This window comes from Mucilaginibacter mali, assembly GCF_013283875.1.
Taxonomy (GTDB): domain Bacteria; phylum Bacteroidota; class Bacteroidia; order Sphingobacteriales; family Sphingobacteriaceae; genus Mucilaginibacter; species Mucilaginibacter mali.
In genome coordinates, this window is sequence record NZ_CP054139.1 from 1,072,884 (window position 1) to 1,092,947 (window position 20,064).

Consider the following 20,064-nt stretch of genomic DNA (forward strand, 5'->3'; position numbering starts at 1 on the left):
ATTAGGTTGTTTCGAAGCAGCTAAACTACTCACTCAATCAACCTAATCAACTAATCTCTAAAAGACTATTCGTCGATAGCACCTTTTTTGCGGCCTTTGTTTTTGGCTACAACTTCTTCCTGTACGTTACGTGGCGCTTCAGAGTAGTGATCGAACTCCATTGTTGAAGTTGCACGACCCGAAGTGATGGTACGTAATTGCGTTACATAACCGAACATTTCAGAAAGTGGTACCTGCGCTTTAATTACCTGCGCACCGTTACGGGTGTCCATACCTTGCAGCTGGCCACGACGACGGTTCATGTCACCGATCACGTCACCCATGTTTTCTTCAGGGGTTAAGATCTCGATCTTCATGATCGGCTCTAACAATACCGGTTTACATTTTGGCAATGCTTCACGGTAAGCAGAACGGCCTGCGATCTCGAAAGATAACGCATCCGAATCGACCGCGTGGAACGAACCATCGATCAAACGAACTTTTAAGCTGGTTAATGGGAAGCCTGCCAGTACACCGTTATCCATAGCCGACTTGAAGCCTTTTTCTACAGATGGGATGAACTCGCGTGGGATAGAACCACCAACAATTTCGTTAACAAATTCTAAACCTTCTTTACCTTCTTCTCCCGGAGAAATAACCACCTGGATATCGGCAAATTTACCACGGCCACCGGTTTGTTTCTTATAAGTTTCACGGTGTTGGGTAGTGCCGGTGATAGCTTCTTTGTATGCTACTTGCGGAGCGCCCTGGTTAACCTCTACTTTAAATTCGCGTTTTAAACGGTCCATCAAAATATCAAGGTGCAACTCGCCCATACCGCTAATTACAGTTTGGCCAGTGTCCTGATCGGTTTGTACACGGAAGGTTGGATCCTCTTCGGCCAGTTTACCTAAAGCGATACCTAATTTATCAACGTCGGCCTGAGTTTTAGGCTCGATAGCCAAACCGATAACCGGATCAGGGAATACCATTGATTCCAGTACGATCTTGTTTTTCTCGTCGCAAAGGGTATCGCCAGTTTTAATATCCTTAAAGCCTACTACCGCAGCAATATCACCTGCACCTACGTTAGGGATAGGGTTTTGCTTGTTAGCGTGCATTTGGAAGATACGGCTGATACGCTCTTTGTTATCCGAACGCATGTTGTAAATGTATGAACCAGCATCCAGGTTACCCGAGTAAACACGGATGAAGCACAGACGGCCTACAAATGGGTCGGTAGCAATTTTAAATGCTAAAGCTGCAAACGGTTCTTTTACGTCTGGTTTAACCAATACTTCTTCGTTAGTATCAGGGTTGGTACCGATAACACCTTTTGAATCCATTGGCGAAGGCATCAACTCCATTACATAATCAAGCATGGTTTGTACACCTTTGTTTTTGAAAGATGAACCGCAAGTCATCGGAACGATCTTGCCGGCCAAAGTAGCCTGGCGTAAAGCGTCCAATACTTCGCGCTCGGTAATAGTAGTCGGATCTTCGAAGAATTTCTCCATCAGGTGATCGTCAAACTCAGCTACGGCTTCCAGTAATTTCTCTCTCCACTCGTTAGCTTCTTCCAGCATATCGGCAGGGATCGGAACCTCAGTAAAGGTCATACCTTTATCGTGCTCGTTCCAAACGATACCGCGGAAGTTGATCAGATCAACCACACCTTTAAACTGGTCTTCAGCACCGATAGGTAACTGCAATGGAATAGCAACGCTACCCAGCATTTCTTTAACCTGTTTAACCACGTTAAGGAAATCGGCACCGCTACGGTCCATTTTGTTTACGAAACCAATACGTGGCACGTTGTAGTTATTAGCCAAACGCCAGTTGGTTTCAGATTGAGGCTCAACACCGTCAACCGCGCTGAATAAAAATACCAGACCATCTAATACACGCAACGAGCGGTTTACCTCTACGGTAAAATCCACGTGGCCCGGTGTATCAATGATGTTTACGTGGTAGTTATGACCACGGTATTTCCAGTTTACTGTAGTAGCAGCCGAAGTGATGGTGATACCGCGTTCCTGCTCCTGTGCCATCCAGTCCATGGTAGCTGCACCTTCGTGCACCTCGCCAATTTTGTGGCTAACACCGGCATAATAAAGGATACGTTCGGTAGTGGTAGTTTTACCGGCATCGATGTGAGCAGCGATACCAATATTTCTTGTGTATTTTAAGTCTCTTGACATGTTTGTTTTTTTATGATTTCACCGATTTTGGAAATGATTCCACCGGTTTGCAATAATAACTACGTTATGTAATCTTAATGTTAACCGGTGAAATCCTTTTATATCTCAGTGTAATCTTAGATATTAGAAACGGAAATGTGAGAACGCTTTGTTAGCTTCAGCCATTTTGTGGGTGTCCTCTTTTTTCTTCACAGCGGCACCTTCACCTTTAGCAGCAGAGATGATCTCGGCAGCCAGTTTCTCCATCATGGTTTTTTCGCCACGACGACGTGCATAGCTGATCAGCCATTTCATACCCAAAGCCACTTTACGTTCCGGACGAACCTCGGTAGGCACCTGGAAGTTAGCACCACCTACACGGCGGCTTTTCACTTCAACAGCAGGCATTACGTTATTCAGCGCTTTTTTCCAGGTATCTAAACCGTTTTCGCTGGTTTTCTTTTCAACAATTTCTACAGCATTGTAAAAGATAGCGTACGCGGTAGATTTTTTACCATCGTACATCATGTTGTTTACAAACCTGGTTACCAAAACATCATTAAATTTTGGATCAGGAAGAAGGATTCTTTTTTTTGGTTTTGACTTTCTCATTGTTACTATCCTCCTTTAATTATTTCTTTTTACCTTTTGCCGGTGCAGCAGCTGCCTGACCTGGTTTAGGGCGTTTAGTACCATATTTAGAACGACGCTGGTTACGACCGTTAACGCCAGAAGTATCCAATGCACCACGGATGATGTGGTAACGTACACCTGGTAAGTCTTTAACACGACCGCCACGGATCAACACGATCGAGTGCTCCTGCAGGTTGTGGCCTTCGCCAGGGATGTAGGCATTCACCTCTTTACCGTTGGTTAAGCGCACACGGGCAACTTTACGCATTGCTGAGTTTGGTTTCTTAGGGGTAGTGGTGTACACACGGGTGCACACGCCTCTTCGCTGTGGACAGCTGTCCAACGCTGGCGACTTACTCTTGTCAACCAGAGCTACTCTACCTTTTCTAACTAATTGCTGAATAGTAGGCATTTCTTGCTTTTTGTTTTACTTCTTTTTATCCCTTCGTCCAGCCGACATTGGCGGGCACTTTTCGGGACTGCAAAAGTATGAACTTTATTTTTGATTTTCAAGTGGTTGGTTAAAAAAGTTTTGAGGTTTTGCAAAGTTTTAATGTTGAAAGGTTTTAAGATTGCAAAGTTGTTGTTTAATAGCGGGTTAGATGTAAATTAGAGGCAGGTAACAGCGTAATAATAGCGGGCAAAAATTATATTGATAAATGAAGTATATAAAAAGCCATTGGGACGAATCGCGCGGGGATAAATTTAATTATTGGGGTACATCAGAATGGTACTTTGAACTTGATGAGGATAACTATGTAACCCGGCAAATTGAAATATATGAAAACGGCCCGACCCTGAAATATGATGAAGATAATATTGAAGATGAATACGGTGGCCTGGCAGAAAAAACATTGGATTTGGATGAAATGGAATATACGGTGATGAGCAATGCTGATTTTGAAGAAATTTGGAAAAAGTGATTGTTTTTTTGAAAATGAACGGAAGCATTTCATCGGGTCGGGTAGCCCCGTGTTCCGCTCATACTACACAAGGCATTAGCCACAGGGCCGGTATCCGCTTCACCCGGGTTTAGGCTGAGTGGGGAGTGCTGGCGTTTGGCTAAAGCCGATATTGTGCCGGCTTATTCCGTTGGCTGAAGCCAACGGCAATGAAATAAATTCATGATCATAATGTTCGCTATGATAATTGCTGGTCTCCGGTCGGGTAGCAAATGTTCATTGCCGTTGGCTTTAGCCAACGGATTGAGTAGGTAAAAATGGGGGCTTTAGCCTAAATTTATCGATAACATTAAAGGCCTGCGATGTTTAACAACGCAAGCCTTTAACATCGCTTTACTTGGCCGGCGCTCCCGGAGGGGTAGGCGGTTTCGGCGGCGCTTCGCGCGGAGCGGCGCAGCCGGTAGCTAATGCGGCGACAATCGCGCCCAGCATCAGCATGCTTAATAATTTCTTTTTCATAGTAGTAAATGTTTGTTATAGATATAATAAATGCATGGTGTCATTTGTTTTGAAAGTCCTGTTAAAACAAACATTTGTATATCTTTAGAAACAAATACATTTGCACTGTTTAAACAGATAAACGTTTATACAATTCTATGTCAAATAAATTAGCTGAAAGGCCCAAGATTTTTGTTGATAAAGTACATCTAAAAGGATTTAAATCTATTGAAGATGTTACTATTGATTTTAAAGAAGGGCTGAATATATTGATAGGTAAAAATGGTTCTGGGAAATCGAATTTTTTAGAGCTAATGGAGAAGGTGCTTTATCATCCTCGAGGAGCAATAATATTTTTTGATTACGCTAAGATTATTTTGAAAACAAACGATAATCATACTTTTTTTATTGAGATAGAACGGCCTTCAAGAAATATTTCTTACCGAAAAGATGAAATTGATGAAAGACAATATGTGATTGAAAAATTTTATCTTGATAATGAAATAATTTTTGATAGTTCTATAGATAGCATGTTGAGAAAACCTTTTCTATTTAAAGGTAAGAAATTCTATTATACATCCAGCGCTACTTATGCTTTACAAAGAATTGGGTATCAATCAATATCTCCTAAATATATTGGTTTCAATTTACCTGATAAACTAGAATATATAGCTACTTCAGGGACTTTTACATTTGAAATTGAAGATTTATTAGAAGCTTCTTTCGATAGGAGTTTGAATTTTTTAAATTCACTATTATGGAGTCTTGAAGCAAATATAGGTGATAATGCAATAGCCGAAGCAAAGAATGAAATAATATCGCCTGAGAAGATTATTGATTTAGTGAATGAAAGTATTAGTAATTTACTAATACCTCAACAAATAATAATTGATAATATTAGAGCTTTTAGCCCAATTGAAGATTTAAGATTTAATAAAAACATAAACTTATATAACGACAGTAAAAGAATAATAGTAGAAAATATAAAACTTGAATTCAAAATTAATGGTAATTGGATGCCTTGGTCACAGTTGTCTGACGGAACTAAAAGATTGTTTTATATAATTTCGGAAGTAACATACACTGCTGGTTTAATATTAATCGAAGAACCCGAATTAGGCATCCACCCTCATCAATTTAACCTGCTAATGGATTTCTTAAAAGAGCAATCCGAACACAAACAAATACTGATATCAACGCATGCTCCAAAAGCATTAGATCACTTATCTCCTGAGGAATTAGATAGTATATTAATTGCCAGCTACGATCTGAAAAAAGGTACGCAAATAAGGCACCTTACATCCAAAGAGATTACTAAGGCTAAAAAGTACATGAAAGAAGTTGGCTTTTTTAGCGATTATTGGACGCTTTCAGACCTTGAAGAATGATAAAGGTTGGCCTTGTAGGTGAAGACCCAAGCGATACTTCATCAATTAAAAATTTATTGGAGAAAAGGTACAAAAAGCAAGTTCAATTTTGCGTGTTAACACCGCGTATCAAAGGCTATCATTTAGATACAAAAAAGCTGAAAGATCAGTTACCAATTGAGGCCAAAGACAAGAAGTGTAACCTGGTTATTTTCGTGCGCGATTTGGACGATCTTGCATCAAATAAAAACAAGTTGAAACAACGAAAGGATTGGTTTCAATCGTTAAATGTATTAGTAGATAACAAGGGCGTTTTGCTATTAAATATATGGGAATTGGAAGCATTGATATTGGGCGATATTGACACTTTTAATGCAGCGTATAAAACCTCTCATAAAACAAAAGCTAACCCCATGTTTCAATCTAAACCAAAAGAGTTTTTGAAACAATTAACTGCCAGATTAAATAAACAATTTCACGAATCACATTGCCCCGAAATATTCAAAAAATTAGACATCGATTTAGTCGAAAAGAACTGTTCATGCTTCAGCGCTTTCATCACCGAATTCAACAAAAGATTAGTACAATAACCTCCGTGTCCTCCGTGCAAAACTCCGTGTCCTTTGTGGTTAAATTGCCACTATTATAAAACACAATCCCACCCCGCAAATTCACCATTTCACCACATTGCATTCACAAAATAAAAACGCATATTTAACGTCTTAATAAATAAGCGTAAAGCTTTTGGTAAATGTGTTTTCAGCCCGTTATTAAATTCTGCTCCAGCCTTGTTCGTTCTGTTCTTTTGCAAGTTTGTTTAATGCTTGTTTTGGGGCTGTGTATGCTGCCGTTTAATGCCTGCGCCCAGCAAAAATTCACCATCAGCGGAACCGTTACCGATGCCCAGACCGGCGAGAACCTCATCGGCGCTACTATCACTACTATCGAACTAAAACAAAACGGCGTTGTAAGTAACGATTTTGGTTTCTACTCGCTTAGTCTGCCCACAGGTACTTATAATGTGCAGATCAGCTACATTGGCTATACCACGGTTAACGTAAAGATAGATCTGCAAAAAAATACCATCCTTAATCAAACCCTCAATAGCGCCAATGCACTAAACGAGGTAGTGGTAAAAGGTACCAATGCACCAGCCAACGAGAATATCAGCAACCCGCAAATGGGGCTAAATAAGCTGGATGCCAATATCATGAACAACGTACCGGTACTGCTTGGCGAAAAAGACATCCTGAAAACTATCCAGTTGTTGCCCGGCGTAAAATCAACCGGCGACGCTAATACAGGCTATTACGTGCGTGGCGGTGGGTCTGATCAGAACCTCATCCTGCTGGATGGGGCGCAGGTGTATAACGCTACGCACCTGTTTGGTTTCTTCTCTATTTTTAATTCGGACGCGATAAAAGATGTAAGCTTGTATAAAGGTGGCATGCCGGCGGCTTATGGCGGCAGGCTGTCATCGGTACTGGATGTAAAGATGGATGAGGGTAATAACCAAAACTATCACTTCGAGGGTGGAGTGGGATTGATCTCCTCGCGCATTAAGGCCGAAGGGCCGCTGGTGAAAGGTAAAAGCTCGTTCATGGTGAGTGCCCGGCGCACCTATGCCGATGTGTTCCTAAAACTCTCGGGCGATTCGAGCCTGAAAGGCAGCAGCCTGTATTTTTACGATCTGAACGCGAAACTGAATTATAAGCTTGACGATCAGAACACGCTTTACCTGTCAACCTATTATGGTAAGGATAACATCGGCCTGAAGGATAATTTCAGTACAAACTGGGGTAACTCCACCGCATCGCTGCGCTGGAACCATATCTATAACAGCAAGCTATTTGCCAATACATCGCTGGTGTACAGCAATTATAATTATGCTATTAATAACCTTAGCGATAACAATGTATTCAATGTGGCATCGCGCATAAAAGATCTGAGCCTTAAACAGGATTTTACCTGGTTTGCCGGGGCGCGAAATAAGATAACATTCGGAGCTGATATTACGCGTAAGTATATCAAACCGGGTAACATCCAGTCGACCCCGACAGCTATCTATAATTCAACCAAAATAGAAGACCGGAGCGCCGACGAATTTGCCGCGTACATTTCGGATGACATGAAGATCGGCAGCCGCATTAACCTGGTTTACGGCGCGCGGCTCAACTGGTTCAGCCTGCGCGGGCCGGGCACATTTAATACTTATGATGTTAACGGCGTCATTACGTCCACAAAAACCTATAGCAGCGGGCAATCAGCGCAGGATTACTTGAACCTGGAACCCCGCTTCAGTGCTAATTATACTATAAATGAGGCTAATGCCGTTAAAGCATCGTACAATCATAATACGCAAAATATTCACCTGTTATCAAACTCAACAGCCGCCTTGCCTACCGATATTTATATCATGAGCAGTAATAACGTTAAGCCCGGCATAGCCGACCAGGTATCGCTTGGGTACTACCGTAATTTGCAGCATAACCAATATGAGTTTTCGGCCGAGGTATACTACAAAAAGCTGCAAAACCAGATCGACTATAAAAACAACGCGCAACTGCTGGCTAACGAGAATGTGGAATCGCAACTGCTGTACGGCGTTGGCAGGGCTTACGGCCTGGAACTGTATCTTAAAAAGAAATACGGTCGCTTGAATGGCTGGATAGGCTACACGCTTTCGCGGGTGGAGAATAAATTTGACGCGATAAATAATGGCAACTACTTCCCCGCCCGGCAGGACCGCACGCACGAGGTATCGTTTGTGGGTATATACCAGTTGAAGCCGCGCGTTACACTTTCGGCGGTGTTTGTGTATGGTTCGGGCAACGCGGTAACCTTCCCCAGCGGCAAGTATAAGGTTGGCGGGGTTACCACGTATTATTATTCAGCACGTAACGGGTACAGGCTGCCGTCAGACAATCGTTTAGACCTTGGGGTTACCTTTGATGGTAAGCTGCATAAAAAATATCATTCGGGCTGGACGTTTGGCATATATAATGTGTATAATCGTAAAAACCCTTATAGTGTGATATTTAAGGACACCAAGGATAGCCCGCCGCGCACCGAAGCTGTAGAGACCAGCCTGTTCGGCATTATCCCATCGGTAACCTGGAACTTTAAATTTTAGATCTGTGCGTAGATACTTATTGCTGATACCGGCTTCAATCCTGCACATGGCCATTGCGTCGTGCCAGCGGGTTATTGATATTAAGATCGGCAATAACGATGAAAAGATAGTGATAGAGGGTAAACTCACCAATGTTGCAGGTGTGCAAACCATCACTATATCTAAAACAGTTGCTTATGATGATGCCAATGTTTACCCGCCCGTAACCGGTGCCGCGGTTACGGTAGCCAGCACTACGGGAACAACCACTTTTAAAGAAACACAACCCGGTCAGTATACCCTAGCTAATACCCGGGGGCGTTCGGGCACGGCTTATACCATGACCGTAAAACTGGGCGATAAAACCTACACTGCCACATCGGTTATGCCCAACCAGGTTACGCTCGATTCGATAAATATCAGTGGCCTGGCAGTAGGTAAAAAAACGGTAAAAACGGTATCAGCCTTTTACCACGACCCGCCGGATGCTGTCAATCAATACAATTTCCTGATGTTTGTGAACGGTGTACAGGTAAAGCAGGTATTTACAATTAACGATAACCTTAGCAACGGCCGCATTGTAAACAGCACCCTTTATCAATACGATATCGAACTAAAAACCGGCGACAAGGTAGAAGTGGAGATGCAGTGCATCGATAAAAACGTGTACAATTACTGGTACAATCTCGGTCAGCAGGGCGGCAACGGGCCGGCCAATTCGGCTACGCCATCCAATCCAACATCCAACATCAGCAACGGTGCATTAGGCTATTTCAGTGCGTATACCGTGCAGCGCAAGAGTATAATGGTGCTTTAACCCCCCCCAGCCCCCTAAAGGGGAGCACGCCTTTTAAGACATTTTGCCCATTCACTCCCCCTTTAGGGGGCTGGGGGGCTCGGCTTATTTCCTCGCCAGCAGATCCCTTATCTCAGTAAGCAATATTTCCTCCTTGGTAGGCGCAGGTGGCGCGGCGGGGGCGGCCTCTTCTTTCTTTTTGGTAGCGTTGATGCCTTTAATGATGAGGAATAAGGCTACGGCTACGATAAGGAACGAAATAATTTGCGACAGGAAGTTGCCGTATTTAATAGCCGTTCCGGGTATTACCAGTTCGCTCAGGTTGGTTAAGTGAGCAGCTTTAAGCGCCGGGGTGAGGATAGCCGGGGTGATGATATCATCAACCAACGAACTTACGATCTTGCCGAAAGCCGCGCCAATTACCACAGCCACAGCCAGATCTATCACATTGCCTTTAATGGCAAATTCCTTAAATTCTTTAACAAAGCCCATAGATTGAAATTTTTATTTGTGATTAATAAATTCTACTTCAAAATGAAGTTAAGGCATTATTTATAGAAACCAAAAACAAATAAAAGGTTTTACACTTTACATCAAATGCCGGCGTTTTTATTTCGACATAATTTGATGTAATTTTGGCGCTATCTAACATATGCTAAAACAGAATCTTCAACAAAAACTATTACAAAAATTATCTCCGCAGCAAATTCAGTTTATTAAGTTGCTGCAGGTGCCAACCGTATCGTTAGATACCCGCATTAAGGAGGAACTGGAGGAAAACCCCGCGCTTGAAGATTTTAGCCTGACCAATATGAGCGAGCCCGAGGAGCAATACCCCGACCGCGACCCCGACGAAGATAACTACAGCAGCGACGACGATATGGGGGGCTCTGATGAATTTAACATCGACGACTACCTGCAGGAAGATAACGTGAACGATTACGGCTCGCGCTACGACCAAAACGGAGATGATGACGAAGACCGTAAAGAGATCCCCATTGCCGTTCAGTCATCTTTCTTCGAGAACCTGCAATCGCAGCTTGACCTGTTACCGCTTACCGAAAAAGATTTCCGTATCGGGCAGCAAATTATAGGTAGTTTGGATGACGACGGCTACCTGCGCCGCCCCATCACTTCGCTTACCGACGATCTGGCCTTTTCGCAAAACGTGATGGCCGAGGACGAGGAGGTAGAGGAGATGCTGAAGGTGATCCAAACTTTCGACCCGGCGGGCGTTGGCGCGCGCACCCTGCAGGAGTGCCTGCTGATACAACTGCGCAAGAAAGACGCGAACGATCCTGTTATTAAAAAAGCCATTATTGTAGTTGAGGATTACCTGGATGAGTTTACCCGCAAGCACTACGATAAACTGGAAAAGGTGCTTAATATGGACTCGATGGAGTTGCGCGCCGTAGTGAGCGAGATACTGAAGCTAAACCCCAAGCCCGGTGACAGCAACGAGGTGAATACCAAACAAATGCAGGTGATCCCCGATTTTCATATCACCAATAACGACGGCACACTGGTATTGACCCTTAACGCTAAAAACGCGCCCGAGCTACGCGTAAGCCGTTCGTACCAGGATATGTTTGAGCATTACGATAAGGCATCGCAAAAGGATAAGAAGCTGAAAGAAGCTGTGCAGTTTGTAAAGCAAAAGCTCGATTCGGCCAAGTGGTTTATCGATGCGATAAAACAACGCCAGCAAACCCTGCTGAAAACCATGAATGCCATTATGCATTACCAGTACGATTTCTTTTTGACTGGCGATGAAAAGAACCTGAAGCCGATGATCCTGAAAGATATCGCCGATAAAATTGGTATGGATATCTCTACGGTATCGCGTGTGGCCAACTCCAAATATGTGCAGACCGAATACGGTACCTTCCTGCTGAAATCTTTCTTTAGCGAAGCCATCCAAACCGAAAGCGGTGAGGAAGTATCCAACAAAGAGGTGAAGAAGATACTTGAAGAGCATATTGGCAAGGAAGATAAACGCCACCCGCTGGCCGACGAAAAACTCACCGAAATATTAAAGGATGCAGGCTACAACATCGCCCGCCGCACCGTAGCCAAATACCGCGAACAGATGAACATACCGGTGGCGAGACTTAGAAAGGAGTTGTAACTACGCTGTTAAAATGTTTGTGAATAACATATCTTTAAGCCTTTATGGAAGTTGCCGGCTTCCACATCCAAAGTATCAAAATACTTAACAACGCAACAATAATGTAAGGAATTACCACGTTTAAAACGCCGTATGTAGCCTGGCTGTTAATAATGATCAACCCTGAATTTCCTCCTCCCGAAGCGCGGGGTATTAGTAGTTGCAGGTAGTTCCAACCAAGATGAATGCCTATAGGCAGCATCAGGCTTTTAGTTTTAATATACGCGAGCCCAAAAAGTACCGACCCTATACCTGTGCATAACATAGTTATCGCAATATCACTACTGCTCATTTTATGATCCATAAGATGCATTAAACCAAAAGGTATCGCTATTATCAATTGTACTATCCACGGCGAATAGCGTTTTAATAAAGTTTGAAAAGGATACCCCCTGAATACAAATTCCTGGACAAATGCAGACCATAGGCAAATTAAAAAGGACATGATTAAATACATAGGAGCAACCTTGCAGTTAAACAACCATGTATCCTTCGTTAAGAATACCGTTAAGGCGAAACACCCCAGCAACATTAAAGCGCCTATACCAAGCCCATTAAAAAAATAGCTTACTTGCTTTTTATTGAGTGGAATAAAACCCAACGATAGCAAAGACTTATTCTCCATAGTTAAAAATATCCAGCTTAAAGCCAATGAAACCAAAAAGAAAAAGGCAAAATCATTGAACATAGGTAATATGCCCGTAATTAGGGTTGCACCCCACAAAGCCAGGAAATAGATGAGTACCTTTAACCAGGCGGGTAAATTTTGAATAAATACTTTCATTGTACTTTTTAGCAAATAGCGTGATTTGAGAAAAAAGTATCAATAAATAATCGGCGAAACCACGTTTGTTTTCGGTAAACGTACCGTATTCACCTGTTAAGTATTAATTATATATTATATGAGCAAAAATGTCTTTATGACTGGGCATTAAGTTAAAACCCGTGTTGTGGGCAGCGTACCTTATACTTGTTGTTCAGCAAAATACCGATCACAATTTCGTGTGTGCCGTTGCTTACGGTTTTTAGGGCCGATGTAGTAAGATCGTACGAATAGCCTACGTTGATGGTTGAACTGATATTGAAACCGGCCAGCGCGCCGAACGAATCATCTTTACGGTACGATCCTCCTATCCAAAATATATCGCGGAAAGCCATTTTTAGGTTCACATCAAAGGTAGTAGGCACAGGTTGTATCACTTTTACAAGTACCGATGGCAGCAGGGCCACATCGTCGCCCATTGGCACTTTTACGCCGGCTGTAAAAAAGTAGTGCGGTACCGTTTGGCTTTGGGTTACGTTGCTGGTGGTATTAAAATACAGGTTTTGCTTTAACAATTGCTGTACCGATACGCCCATAAAGTAATTACCCGAATAGGCCCATATACCCGCGCTCAGGTCGGGCTTCCATTGGCTGGCATTGCCGTTTACAATTACCGGGTCGGGTTGAGTATCTGCAACCGTAATTTCGGCCAGGTTTAGGCCAATATGGTTAACACCGGCCGATACGCCTACTGCCAGGTTAAGGTTTGAGGTTAGGCCCAGGTGATAGGCATAGCTCAGGTCCATATTGGTTTGGGTGATAGGGCCGGTTTTGTCGGACACTAAAGAAAAACCTACACCGTGATGCGGTTCGGATGCCATGTAATCCTGCGTATAGCTGCGGCTGTAGGGGTTTGCGCCATCGCCGGGCATGGCGGTAGCATCGCCCTGCACAAAATTGCGGCCTATAGGGCCGTTGATGGTAATATAACTGGTTACAGGTGCGCCGTCCAGCCCTGTCCACTGGCTGCGATAGCCGGCTTTAAGGTCTACATAGTTTTCAATACCGCTTACCGCGGGGTTCAATAAAAAGCTATTGAACACATATTGGGTATACTGCGGGCGTTGCTGGGCGCATGCCAATTGCACCAGCCCGGCCAAAATCCCTCCGCACAATAATAATATCCGCTTCATTAAATTTAAACCTACCTGATTATAGTTATACTGCCACTGATGACCTTTCGGCCGTTTTTCGGGTTGATAATATAGTAGTAGGTACCCACAGGCAGGGTGGCGCCCTGGTAGGTGCCATCCCACGGTACAGGGTAACCAACAGACGAATATAGCTTTTCTCCCAATCGGTTGTATACTTCAACCGTACAATTTGGATAAGTATCTAAATATTTTATTTCCCAGCGGTCGTTAAACCCATCATTATTGGGTGTGAAGGTGTTAGGCACCACCGGCGCTTTAAGCACGCTTACATGCACTACCGACGATTTACTGCAGCCATTGGCCGTTGTTACCGTAAGCATATAATCGGTATCATCAGTTGGCGAGGCTATGGGACTAAGCACATCGTCGTGATCTAAACCAATGGCCTTGCCACCGTTGGCCAGCGTCCATTTGTATTGAAGCGGTTGCGGACCGGCGCTGGCATTAATGGTGATGCTGCCACCCTGCAAAACATGCAGATTGGGGCCGGCATTGGCGGTAGGAGTGGGGTAAACGGTTACCGACAGCGTGGTATCGAACGCGCATTGGGTATTATCATTTGCAAAAGTATAATGGATATTAAATGTGCCGGGGCCGGCCTTTGCCGGATCGAACAGACCCGAAGCGGATACGCCTGTACCACTGAACGTGCCTGTGCCATTGCCATAAACCACGCTAACCGGAATTTGCACCGGGGCAGCCTCCTGGCATAGCGGGCCTATTGGCGTTACTTTAGCATAAGGATTGGCATTTATCACAACATTTTTCACCTCGCTTACACTTACGCAGCTTTCGCCCGAGTAAGCTTCCATTTTTACAGCATAAGTTTTAGACGGCTGATTATTAAATAAACCATAATTATGATGATATATCCGGTCTGCAGGGAATTGATCTTTGGTGTAGATTACGGTTTGACCGGGGTTATTATTGTAGTCAAAATACCATACCAGCCTGGTGATATTGCCAAAGTTAACCGTCGAATTATCTTTAAATAAGGCATCATCGCTGCTACAGGTTGGAGCAGGGATATCAAACAAAGCTTTAGGAGTATCGCCATTAACGGTAAACTGCTGCGATTTGGTGACTATGCAACCGTTTTTTGAGGTAATTGTTAAGCTAACCGTATAATTGCCTACCTGTGTGTATTGATGCTTAGGATTTTGCAGCTGTGAAGTATTTGGATTAATCGCGGTTGATCGTGTCGCATCGCCAAAATCCCACGACCAGGTAAATTGTCCTTCCGATCCATCGGCAATGGTACTCTTATCCGTAAATTGTGCGAAGGCATCTGAAAGGCAAACATCGGGCAGGATAAAATCAACCACCGGCAACGGATTAACAATAACACTATTAATAACTGTATTGCTGCACCCTGTGCTGCTGGTAACCGTTAACGATATTTGGTACGTACCTGTTGCTGCAAACTGGTGCGGAAAAGGCTGGCCGTTTGTTTTTTGAACTGTAGCCGTACCATCGCCAAAATCCCATAGCCAGGTGGTTAAAGTACCCTCGTTAGCTGCCGAAGCCTGCGCATTGAAAGTGATATCCCGTGTCTCGCAATCAGGAGTCGATGTGGTGAATGCTGCGGTTGGAGATTGATTAACATGGATGGTTTGTGGAGGAGAGGTTGTAGAGCAGCCGTTTTGGTTCTGAACCGTTAGCATTACGGTATAATCGCCCGGTTTGATAAAAGTATGCTTCGGGTTTTGATTAGTGACGTTGTTGGGGTTACTCGCTGTAGAATTTGCCGCATCGCCAAAATCCCAGCTCCAGCTTTTAATGCCCACGGTTTTTGGGTCGGTGGTATCGGTAAAAGTAACCTCATCGCCGGGGCAGGTACCGGTTGGTTTAACCGAATGGGTAAAATTGGCTGTGGGGACATCAGATATGGTATAGTCAAATTCGATATCCTCGTTGCTGCCGCAGTCGTCGGCGTTTTGATTGAATACAGTGGCTACAATGCTATAATTCCCGGGAGTATTATAACTAATAGTGGAAGAATAGTTATAAAGATATAGTGTTTGTCCGTTTTTTGTTAAGGTTGAATCGGGCTGGGCGTAAGTGATAGCAACGGGTGTTTTACCATCTTTCATATCCCAGGTTATCTTTGTGGTTTGATAAGGTATAATTACCCTTGGCTTGTAGGTTACCCCGGCACAGCCTTGCGATACAATGCTGTTAGTGGCCGCGTCCTGCAAATTGATAAATTCATTAAGGTTTTTTAGGTCGGTACCGGCGGCGTAGCCGTAGGATTCAAATTGACCAAATCCATAAGCAATAGCATTGAAAGGAGCGGATGCGCTGATATTATGTGTACCTAATGTTGGCCCGGATTTAACAGGTATTTGGGCATATGAATAAGTGGTATTAATGCTTGAGAAATTGGTGTACGAGGCCCCGTCCAAAACAAACGATGATACCGCTGTAGTGGGGATAATCACATTAATATAACTTTGCACTATAACCTGCTGGTCTGTAGAATATAAAGTAACATGGTCAAGCCCTTGTTCAATCGGCGATAAAAATATCATTTCGGGGTCGCCTATCGTTTCAGCAAGATTGTCTACACAATTAATGGTGGCGTTTTGAGTCACTGCATATTGTGCAACTTGTATTGGCTTATCAGATGTAATTACATTTGAACTTTGTGAATTAAACTCGTAATATAAATTATTTATTAACTGGTTGCTTTGTATAAGCGTCCCGTTTAAAGTTACTTTTGCAGTAGGGTCGCTGTATATAATGCGAAATACATCGTAGTTGCGCCCTGCAAGCGGGGCTGTAACGTAATTTTTTCCCCATGCGGCTGTCGGATATACTTGTTGAAATAAATTATCAGCAGATGCTTTAGCGCCCTGAGCCGTATTACAATTAATGGCGAGCCATGTACTTCCCGAATATACAGCTATCTTTTTGCACGGTTCCGTACCGCTGCTAATCGACCGGATATGGCTGCCAGTAAGATCAGTTGATGACAATGCCTGATACACTTCGCCTTTTCTTAAGGAAATATTAAACGCCGTTTTGGCAGCCTGGCCGGTAGTTAGCTTAGCAGATGGAGTAATTTCTACTGTGGTATTGTCTTCGGTAGCGATTACGCAAAATACTGAATAGGCAGAAGTGGGTTTTTGTGTATAATTAATTGAATAGTAATCTTTACCCATTGCATTTACCGGAAGAACTAACGTAGCACCAGATCGGGAAGCATGGTAAATATGGGCATATACAACAATGTTTTTTGCCGAAGTGATGTAAATACCTTTAGCGATTTGTCCGGCACTACTTAAATAAACGCTTGTTGGTATATTTACTATAGTAACCTTATTTGCAGTAACATTAAAAGGTATAGATGCTGTCGTGCCGTCGGCAAAACTTACAGTGCCAGTAGTGGTAATATCGCCAGTGATATAAAGGCTCATTGAACTGCCTGTACCGTCAACGTGACTCATCCAACAAGTCCAAAACTCAGTGCCTTTGTTAGATGTGCTACCCTGCGCAAAAACACGGGTACAGCAAAAAGTAATAAATAGCAGTATAACTACAATATGGGGTATTGTTTTCAACGCATCAACAGTATTAATTAGTGTTACCTGCTATGCTTATTTAGGCAAAAACATAACGGTTTGCTAAAAATACGTAAACAGTTGAAAAAAAGTATATTGATAGTGAAAATTATATCTTCTCTCTGGCCGATAGCATTTCCAGTTCCATGGTGGCTATTTTTAGTTTTTGGGCCAGGTCTTTATTTTCTTTGCGCAGGTTATATAGTTCAAGGGCGTTTTGGATATACATTTTCAGTTCGTCATCCTGCCATGGTTTTACCAGGTATTTGTATACCTGCCCGCGGTTAATGGCACCCATAACGGCGTTAATGTCCGAAAAGCCGGTTAACAGGATGCGGATAGTATCGGGATAGATGGGCAGGATAGATTCCAAAAATTCGATGCCGGTTTCGCCGGGCATGCGCTGGTCGGTAATAATTACGCCAATTTCTTCGGCCTCCAGTATTTTGCGGCCTTCACGGGCCGATTGGGCCGTATGTATGTTAAAGTATCTTCTGAACGCAGCTTTAAAACTATTCAGGTTATTCACCTCATCATCAACATATAGTATACCTATCTGCATAGTTCTGGTTTTAGGGGTTTCGGCATCAATAGTTAAACGAATTTAATAGTTTAAGGTTTAATAAACGCAAAAATTTGTGTAAAATTATTGCGGTAATTCATTTGTTTGTCCATAAATGGGAAAAATTCCGGCTTTTATACTATTAATGCTATGGTGTTTTGCTGCAAAGGCTACCGATACACTCACCATCAGCAATAATCAATCGGTATTGCTAAGCAAGCGTTACTTCACCCAACTGGAGGATCGCGAGGCCAACCTTACCATTGCCGATATCGCGGTCAGCAAAGATTTTCATCATACTAAAACGCAATTTCCCTTTATTAACTATGCCGACTCGGTAATTTGGGTAAAACTAACCCTGCATAATAAAACCATCGAACCCTACCTGCCCGTTACCATAAACTTTGGGGTGATAGACGGCTTCGACCTGTATGATGTGGGCATTACCGACCGCCACGTGATCCACCTCGGCTCTACCGATGTGCAGGATAAAAAAAATAATTCTAAACAGATCAGCCGCATTATTAACTGCCCTGTACTGCCCGATTCGGTTTGTACCATTTACCTGCGCATAAAAAGTAACGACTCGATGGCTATCCCCATCCGCATACAAAGCGCCGATTACTACCTGCACAGCAGCATCATCGAAAATGTAACCGTAGGCTTTTTTATGGGAATTATCGGCATTATGGTTTTGTATAACCTGATGCTTTATATACTAGTGAAAGACAGAAGCTATCTTTACTATATCTTCTATATTATCTTCCTGGGCCTTACCCAATGGCAGTTGCGCGGCCTGGGCACCAACTTTTTGCCGGTTGATAAGCAATTGCTGAACAATTACCTGATACCGCTTACACGGGTAGGTTTCTGGTATTCGATACTGATGTTTGTGCGCGAGTTTTTACAGTTGAAAGAGCATCAATCTAAAATATATTCCCGCTACTACTATGTGCTGTATATACTGGTGAGCCTGCCGGTAGTTGCTACTTTGTTTAAACAAGCTACACTGGCTTTAAGCTTAATTACCATAATAGCCACAATTAATTCAATAGTGCTGCTGCTTATCGGGATATCGTTGTATGTAAAGGGTTTTAAGCCGGCCAAGTTTTTTATGCTGGCCTGGAGCTTATTCCTTATCACTGTTTTGGCCACCATCGCCCGCAATAAAGGTTTGTTACCTTATAATGATCTTACTGCCAACCTTATTCTGTACAGTTCGGCTTTCGAACTGATCATGTTCTCGGTAGCATTGGCCGACCGTATTAACTTTTATCGCAAGCAAAGCCTGGAAACCAAGGAACTGGCGCTGGCCATTGCCCGCGAGAACGAACGCCTGATCACCGGGCAGAACTTCGCGCTGGAGAATAAGGTGAAGGAACGTACCCAGGAGTTGATAGAGACCAACAAAAACCTCTCGGTAACTATCGAGAATTTGAAATCGGCCCAGATACAACTGATCGATACCGAAAAGATGGCATCGCTGGGACAACTTACAGCGGGCATAGCGCACGAGATCAATAACCCCATCAACTTCGTCAGCGCTAACATTAAGCCGCTGAAAATGGATTTTTTGGAAGTGTTTAACCTGATCGAATACTACCGCCAGTTGGTTACTAATCCTACCGATGCCGGCTTGCAGGAAAAGGCGGCCAGCTACGCTAAGGAAATTGATATTGATTTTATAAAGGAAGAGATCATTACCCTGCTGGAGGGGATTGAAGAAGGGGCCGGACGCACTACCGAGATCGTACATAGCCTGCGCACCTTCAGCCGCACAGATGAATTGGTTTTAAAAGCCATTGATATTAACAAATCTATCCTGACCACCCTGGTGCTGTTACGCAGCACCATACCCTACGGTATAGAAATAAAGCCGTTGTTAGATAAACTTCCCCTGCTAAACTGTTACCCCGGTAAGATAAACCAGGTGTTGGTAAACCTGATCAATAACAGTATACAAGCCATTAAAGCCAAGCCCGTACATAACAACGAGCATATCCTCATTATCACCCGCGACTACCCCGAAAATATCAGCATTGAAATTACCGATACCGGCATTGGTATGAGCGACGAGGTAAAGCTACACATGTTCGAACCCTTTTACACCACAAAAGATATTGGCGAGGGCACCGGACTCGGGCTGTCCATCGTATTCGGCATCATTGAAAAACACCACGGCACCATCGAAGTTAAATCGGCACCGGGAGAAGGGACTACCTTTACGGTGATATTGCCGAAGACGTTGCAATAATTGTCTGAACCTTGATTAAACGGATTTAACCGATGACAGGATTTAAAAATAGTGGTGATCCGATAAATCTGTTT

Annotated in this window: 16 protein-coding genes; 7 read left to right on the plus strand and 9 right to left on the minus strand. The window is 43.4% G+C overall.

Annotation, left to right across the window (positions count from 1 at the left end; genetic code table 11):
* Positions 1-65: 65 nt before the first annotated feature.
* From fusA to rpsL, 3 genes are all read right to left on the minus strand, one after another.
* On the minus strand, positions 66-2,180 hold the full coding sequence (gene fusA / locus HQ865_RS04625; RefSeq protein WP_173413762.1) for an elongation factor G: 2,115 nt from the start codon (positions 2,178-2,180) through the stop codon (positions 66-68).
* 123 nt (positions 2,181-2,303) lie between these two features.
* On the minus strand, positions 2,304-2,771 hold the full coding sequence (rpsG, locus tag HQ865_RS04630; RefSeq protein ID WP_173413763.1) for a 30S ribosomal protein S7: 468 nt from the start codon (positions 2,769-2,771) through the stop codon (positions 2,304-2,306).
* Between the two features lie 19 nt (positions 2,772-2,790).
* On the minus strand, positions 2,791-3,204 hold the full coding sequence (rpsL, locus tag HQ865_RS04635) for a 30S ribosomal protein S12 (RefSeq protein WP_107826625.1): 414 nt from the start codon (positions 3,202-3,204) through the stop codon (positions 2,791-2,793).
* Between the two features lie 247 nt (positions 3,205-3,451).
* Here rpsL and HQ865_RS04640 point away from each other — a divergent pair, with 247 nt between their 5' ends.
* A complete protein-coding gene (locus tag HQ865_RS04640) occupies positions 3,452-3,715 on the plus strand; it encodes a hypothetical protein (RefSeq protein WP_173413764.1) in 264 nt (87 codons plus the stop codon).
* Between the two features lie 372 nt (positions 3,716-4,087).
* Here the strand turns inward: HQ865_RS04640 and HQ865_RS26030 are convergent, their stop codons facing one another.
* Positions 4,088-4,213, minus strand: coding sequence for a hypothetical protein (locus tag HQ865_RS26030; RefSeq protein WP_262889718.1), 126 nt, complete (start codon positions 4,211-4,213; stop codon positions 4,088-4,090).
* A 137-nt stretch (positions 4,214-4,350) separates the two neighbouring features.
* On the opposite strand from HQ865_RS26030, the gene HQ865_RS04645 reads away from it, so the two are divergent.
* The 4 genes from HQ865_RS04645 (at position 4,351) to HQ865_RS04660 (ending at position 9,488) form a co-directional block, all read left to right on the plus strand.
* The gene (locus tag HQ865_RS04645) at positions 4,351-5,580 is read left to right on the plus strand and encodes an AAA family ATPase (protein ID WP_173413765.1); all 1,230 of its coding nucleotides are present in this window, start codon (positions 4,351-4,353) and stop codon (positions 5,578-5,580) included.
* Positions 5,577-6,149 carry a DUF4276 family protein gene (locus HQ865_RS04650; RefSeq protein ID WP_173413766.1) on the plus strand — a complete coding sequence of 191 codons (573 nt, stop codon included), beginning with the start codon at positions 5,577-5,579 and terminating at the stop codon, positions 6,147-6,149. Before HQ865_RS04645 ends, HQ865_RS04650 begins: the two co-directional genes overlap by 4 nt.
* Before the next feature lie 251 nt (positions 6,150-6,400).
* On the plus strand, positions 6,401-8,692 hold the full coding sequence (locus HQ865_RS04655; RefSeq protein ID WP_237073746.1) for a TonB-dependent receptor: 2,292 nt from the start codon (positions 6,401-6,403) through the stop codon (positions 8,690-8,692).
* 4 nt (positions 8,693-8,696) lie between these two features.
* Positions 8,697-9,488 carry a DUF4249 domain-containing protein gene (locus HQ865_RS04660; RefSeq protein ID WP_173413768.1) on the plus strand — a complete coding sequence of 264 codons (792 nt, stop codon included), beginning with the start codon at positions 8,697-8,699 and terminating at the stop codon, positions 9,486-9,488.
* Positions 9,489-9,572: 84 nt separating this feature from the next.
* On the opposite strand, the gene mscL is transcribed toward HQ865_RS04660, so the two are convergent.
* Positions 9,573-9,959 (minus strand): large-conductance mechanosensitive channel protein MscL, encoded by a 387-nt coding sequence (mscL, locus tag HQ865_RS04665; RefSeq protein ID WP_173413769.1) that lies wholly within the window; start codon positions 9,957-9,959, stop codon positions 9,573-9,575.
* 160 nt (positions 9,960-10,119) lie between these two features.
* Between mscL and rpoN the strand changes: the two genes are divergently transcribed.
* Positions 10,120-11,595: an RNA polymerase factor sigma-54 gene (gene rpoN / locus HQ865_RS04670; protein ID WP_173413770.1), complete on the plus strand. Its 1,476-nt coding sequence runs from the start codon at positions 10,120-10,122 to the stop codon at positions 11,593-11,595.
* A 34-nt stretch (positions 11,596-11,629) separates the two neighbouring features.
* Here rpoN and HQ865_RS04675 read toward each other — a convergent pair whose 3' ends face one another.
* The 4 genes from HQ865_RS04675 to HQ865_RS04690 form a co-directional block, all read right to left on the minus strand.
* The gene (locus HQ865_RS04675) at positions 11,630-12,418 is read right to left on the minus strand and encodes a CPBP family intramembrane glutamic endopeptidase (RefSeq protein WP_173413771.1); all 789 of its coding nucleotides are present in this window, start codon (positions 12,416-12,418) and stop codon (positions 11,630-11,632) included.
* A 152-nt stretch (positions 12,419-12,570) separates the two neighbouring features.
* On the minus strand, positions 12,571-13,590 hold the full coding sequence (locus tag HQ865_RS04680) for a PorP/SprF family type IX secretion system membrane protein (protein WP_173413772.1): 1,020 nt from the start codon (positions 13,588-13,590) through the stop codon (positions 12,571-12,573).
* A gap of 11 nt (positions 13,591-13,601) precedes the next feature.
* Positions 13,602-17,060, minus strand: coding sequence for a PKD domain-containing protein (locus HQ865_RS04685; RefSeq protein WP_173413773.1), 3,459 nt, complete (start codon positions 17,058-17,060; stop codon positions 13,602-13,604).
* A gap of 223 nt (positions 17,061-17,283) precedes the next feature.
* On the minus strand, positions 17,284-17,736 hold the full coding sequence (locus HQ865_RS04690) for a response regulator (protein ID WP_173413774.1): 453 nt from the start codon (positions 17,734-17,736) through the stop codon (positions 17,284-17,286).
* A gap of 145 nt (positions 17,737-17,881) precedes the next feature.
* Between HQ865_RS04690 and HQ865_RS04695 the strand changes: the two genes are divergently transcribed.
* Entirely contained in the window at positions 17,882-19,990 is a 2,109-nt protein-coding gene (locus HQ865_RS04695; RefSeq protein ID WP_173413775.1) for a sensor histidine kinase, read from the plus strand.
* Positions 19,991-20,064: the final 74 nt, after the last annotated feature.

Coding starts and splice junctions, on each gene's coding strand:
- HQ865_RS04685 (WP_173413773.1), bottom strand. CDS start 17,060: ATGAGTCACGTTGACGGTACAGGCAGTTCAATGAGCCTTTATATCACT.
- HQ865_RS04690 (WP_173413774.1), bottom strand. CDS start 17,736: ATGCAGATAGGTATACTATATGTTGATGATGAGGTGAATAACCTGAAT.
- mscL (WP_173413769.1), bottom strand. CDS start 9,959: ATGGGCTTTGTTAAAGAATTTAAGGAATTTGCCATTAAAGGCAATGTG.
- HQ865_RS04640 (WP_173413764.1), top strand. CDS start 3,452: ATGAAGTATATAAAAAGCCATTGGGACGAATCGCGCGGGGATAAATTT.
- HQ865_RS04675 (WP_173413771.1), bottom strand. CDS start 12,418: ATGAAAGTATTTATTCAAAATTTACCCGCCTGGTTAAAGGTACTCATC.
- rpsL (WP_107826625.1), bottom strand. CDS start 3,204: ATGCCTACTATTCAGCAATTAGTTAGAAAAGGTAGAGTAGCTCTGGTT.
- fusA (WP_173413762.1), bottom strand. CDS start 2,180: ATGTCAAGAGACTTAAAATACACAAGAAATATTGGTATCGCTGCTCAC.
- HQ865_RS04645 (WP_173413765.1), top strand. CDS start 4,351: ATGTCAAATAAATTAGCTGAAAGGCCCAAGATTTTTGTTGATAAAGTA.
- HQ865_RS26030 (WP_262889718.1), bottom strand. CDS start 4,213: ATGAAAAAGAAATTATTAAGCATGCTGATGCTGGGCGCGATTGTCGCC.
- HQ865_RS04650 (WP_173413766.1), top strand. CDS start 5,577: ATGATAAAGGTTGGCCTTGTAGGTGAAGACCCAAGCGATACTTCATCA.
- HQ865_RS04680 (WP_173413772.1), bottom strand. CDS start 13,590: ATGAAGCGGATATTATTATTGTGCGGAGGGATTTTGGCCGGGCTGGTG.
- HQ865_RS04695 (WP_173413775.1), top strand. CDS start 17,882: ATGCTATGGTGTTTTGCTGCAAAGGCTACCGATACACTCACCATCAGC.
- rpsG (WP_173413763.1), bottom strand. CDS start 2,771: ATGAGAAAGTCAAAACCAAAAAAAAGAATCCTTCTTCCTGATCCAAAA.
- HQ865_RS04655 (WP_237073746.1), top strand. CDS start 6,401: ATGCTGCCGTTTAATGCCTGCGCCCAGCAAAAATTCACCATCAGCGGA.
- rpoN (WP_173413770.1), top strand. CDS start 10,120: ATGCTAAAACAGAATCTTCAACAAAAACTATTACAAAAATTATCTCCG.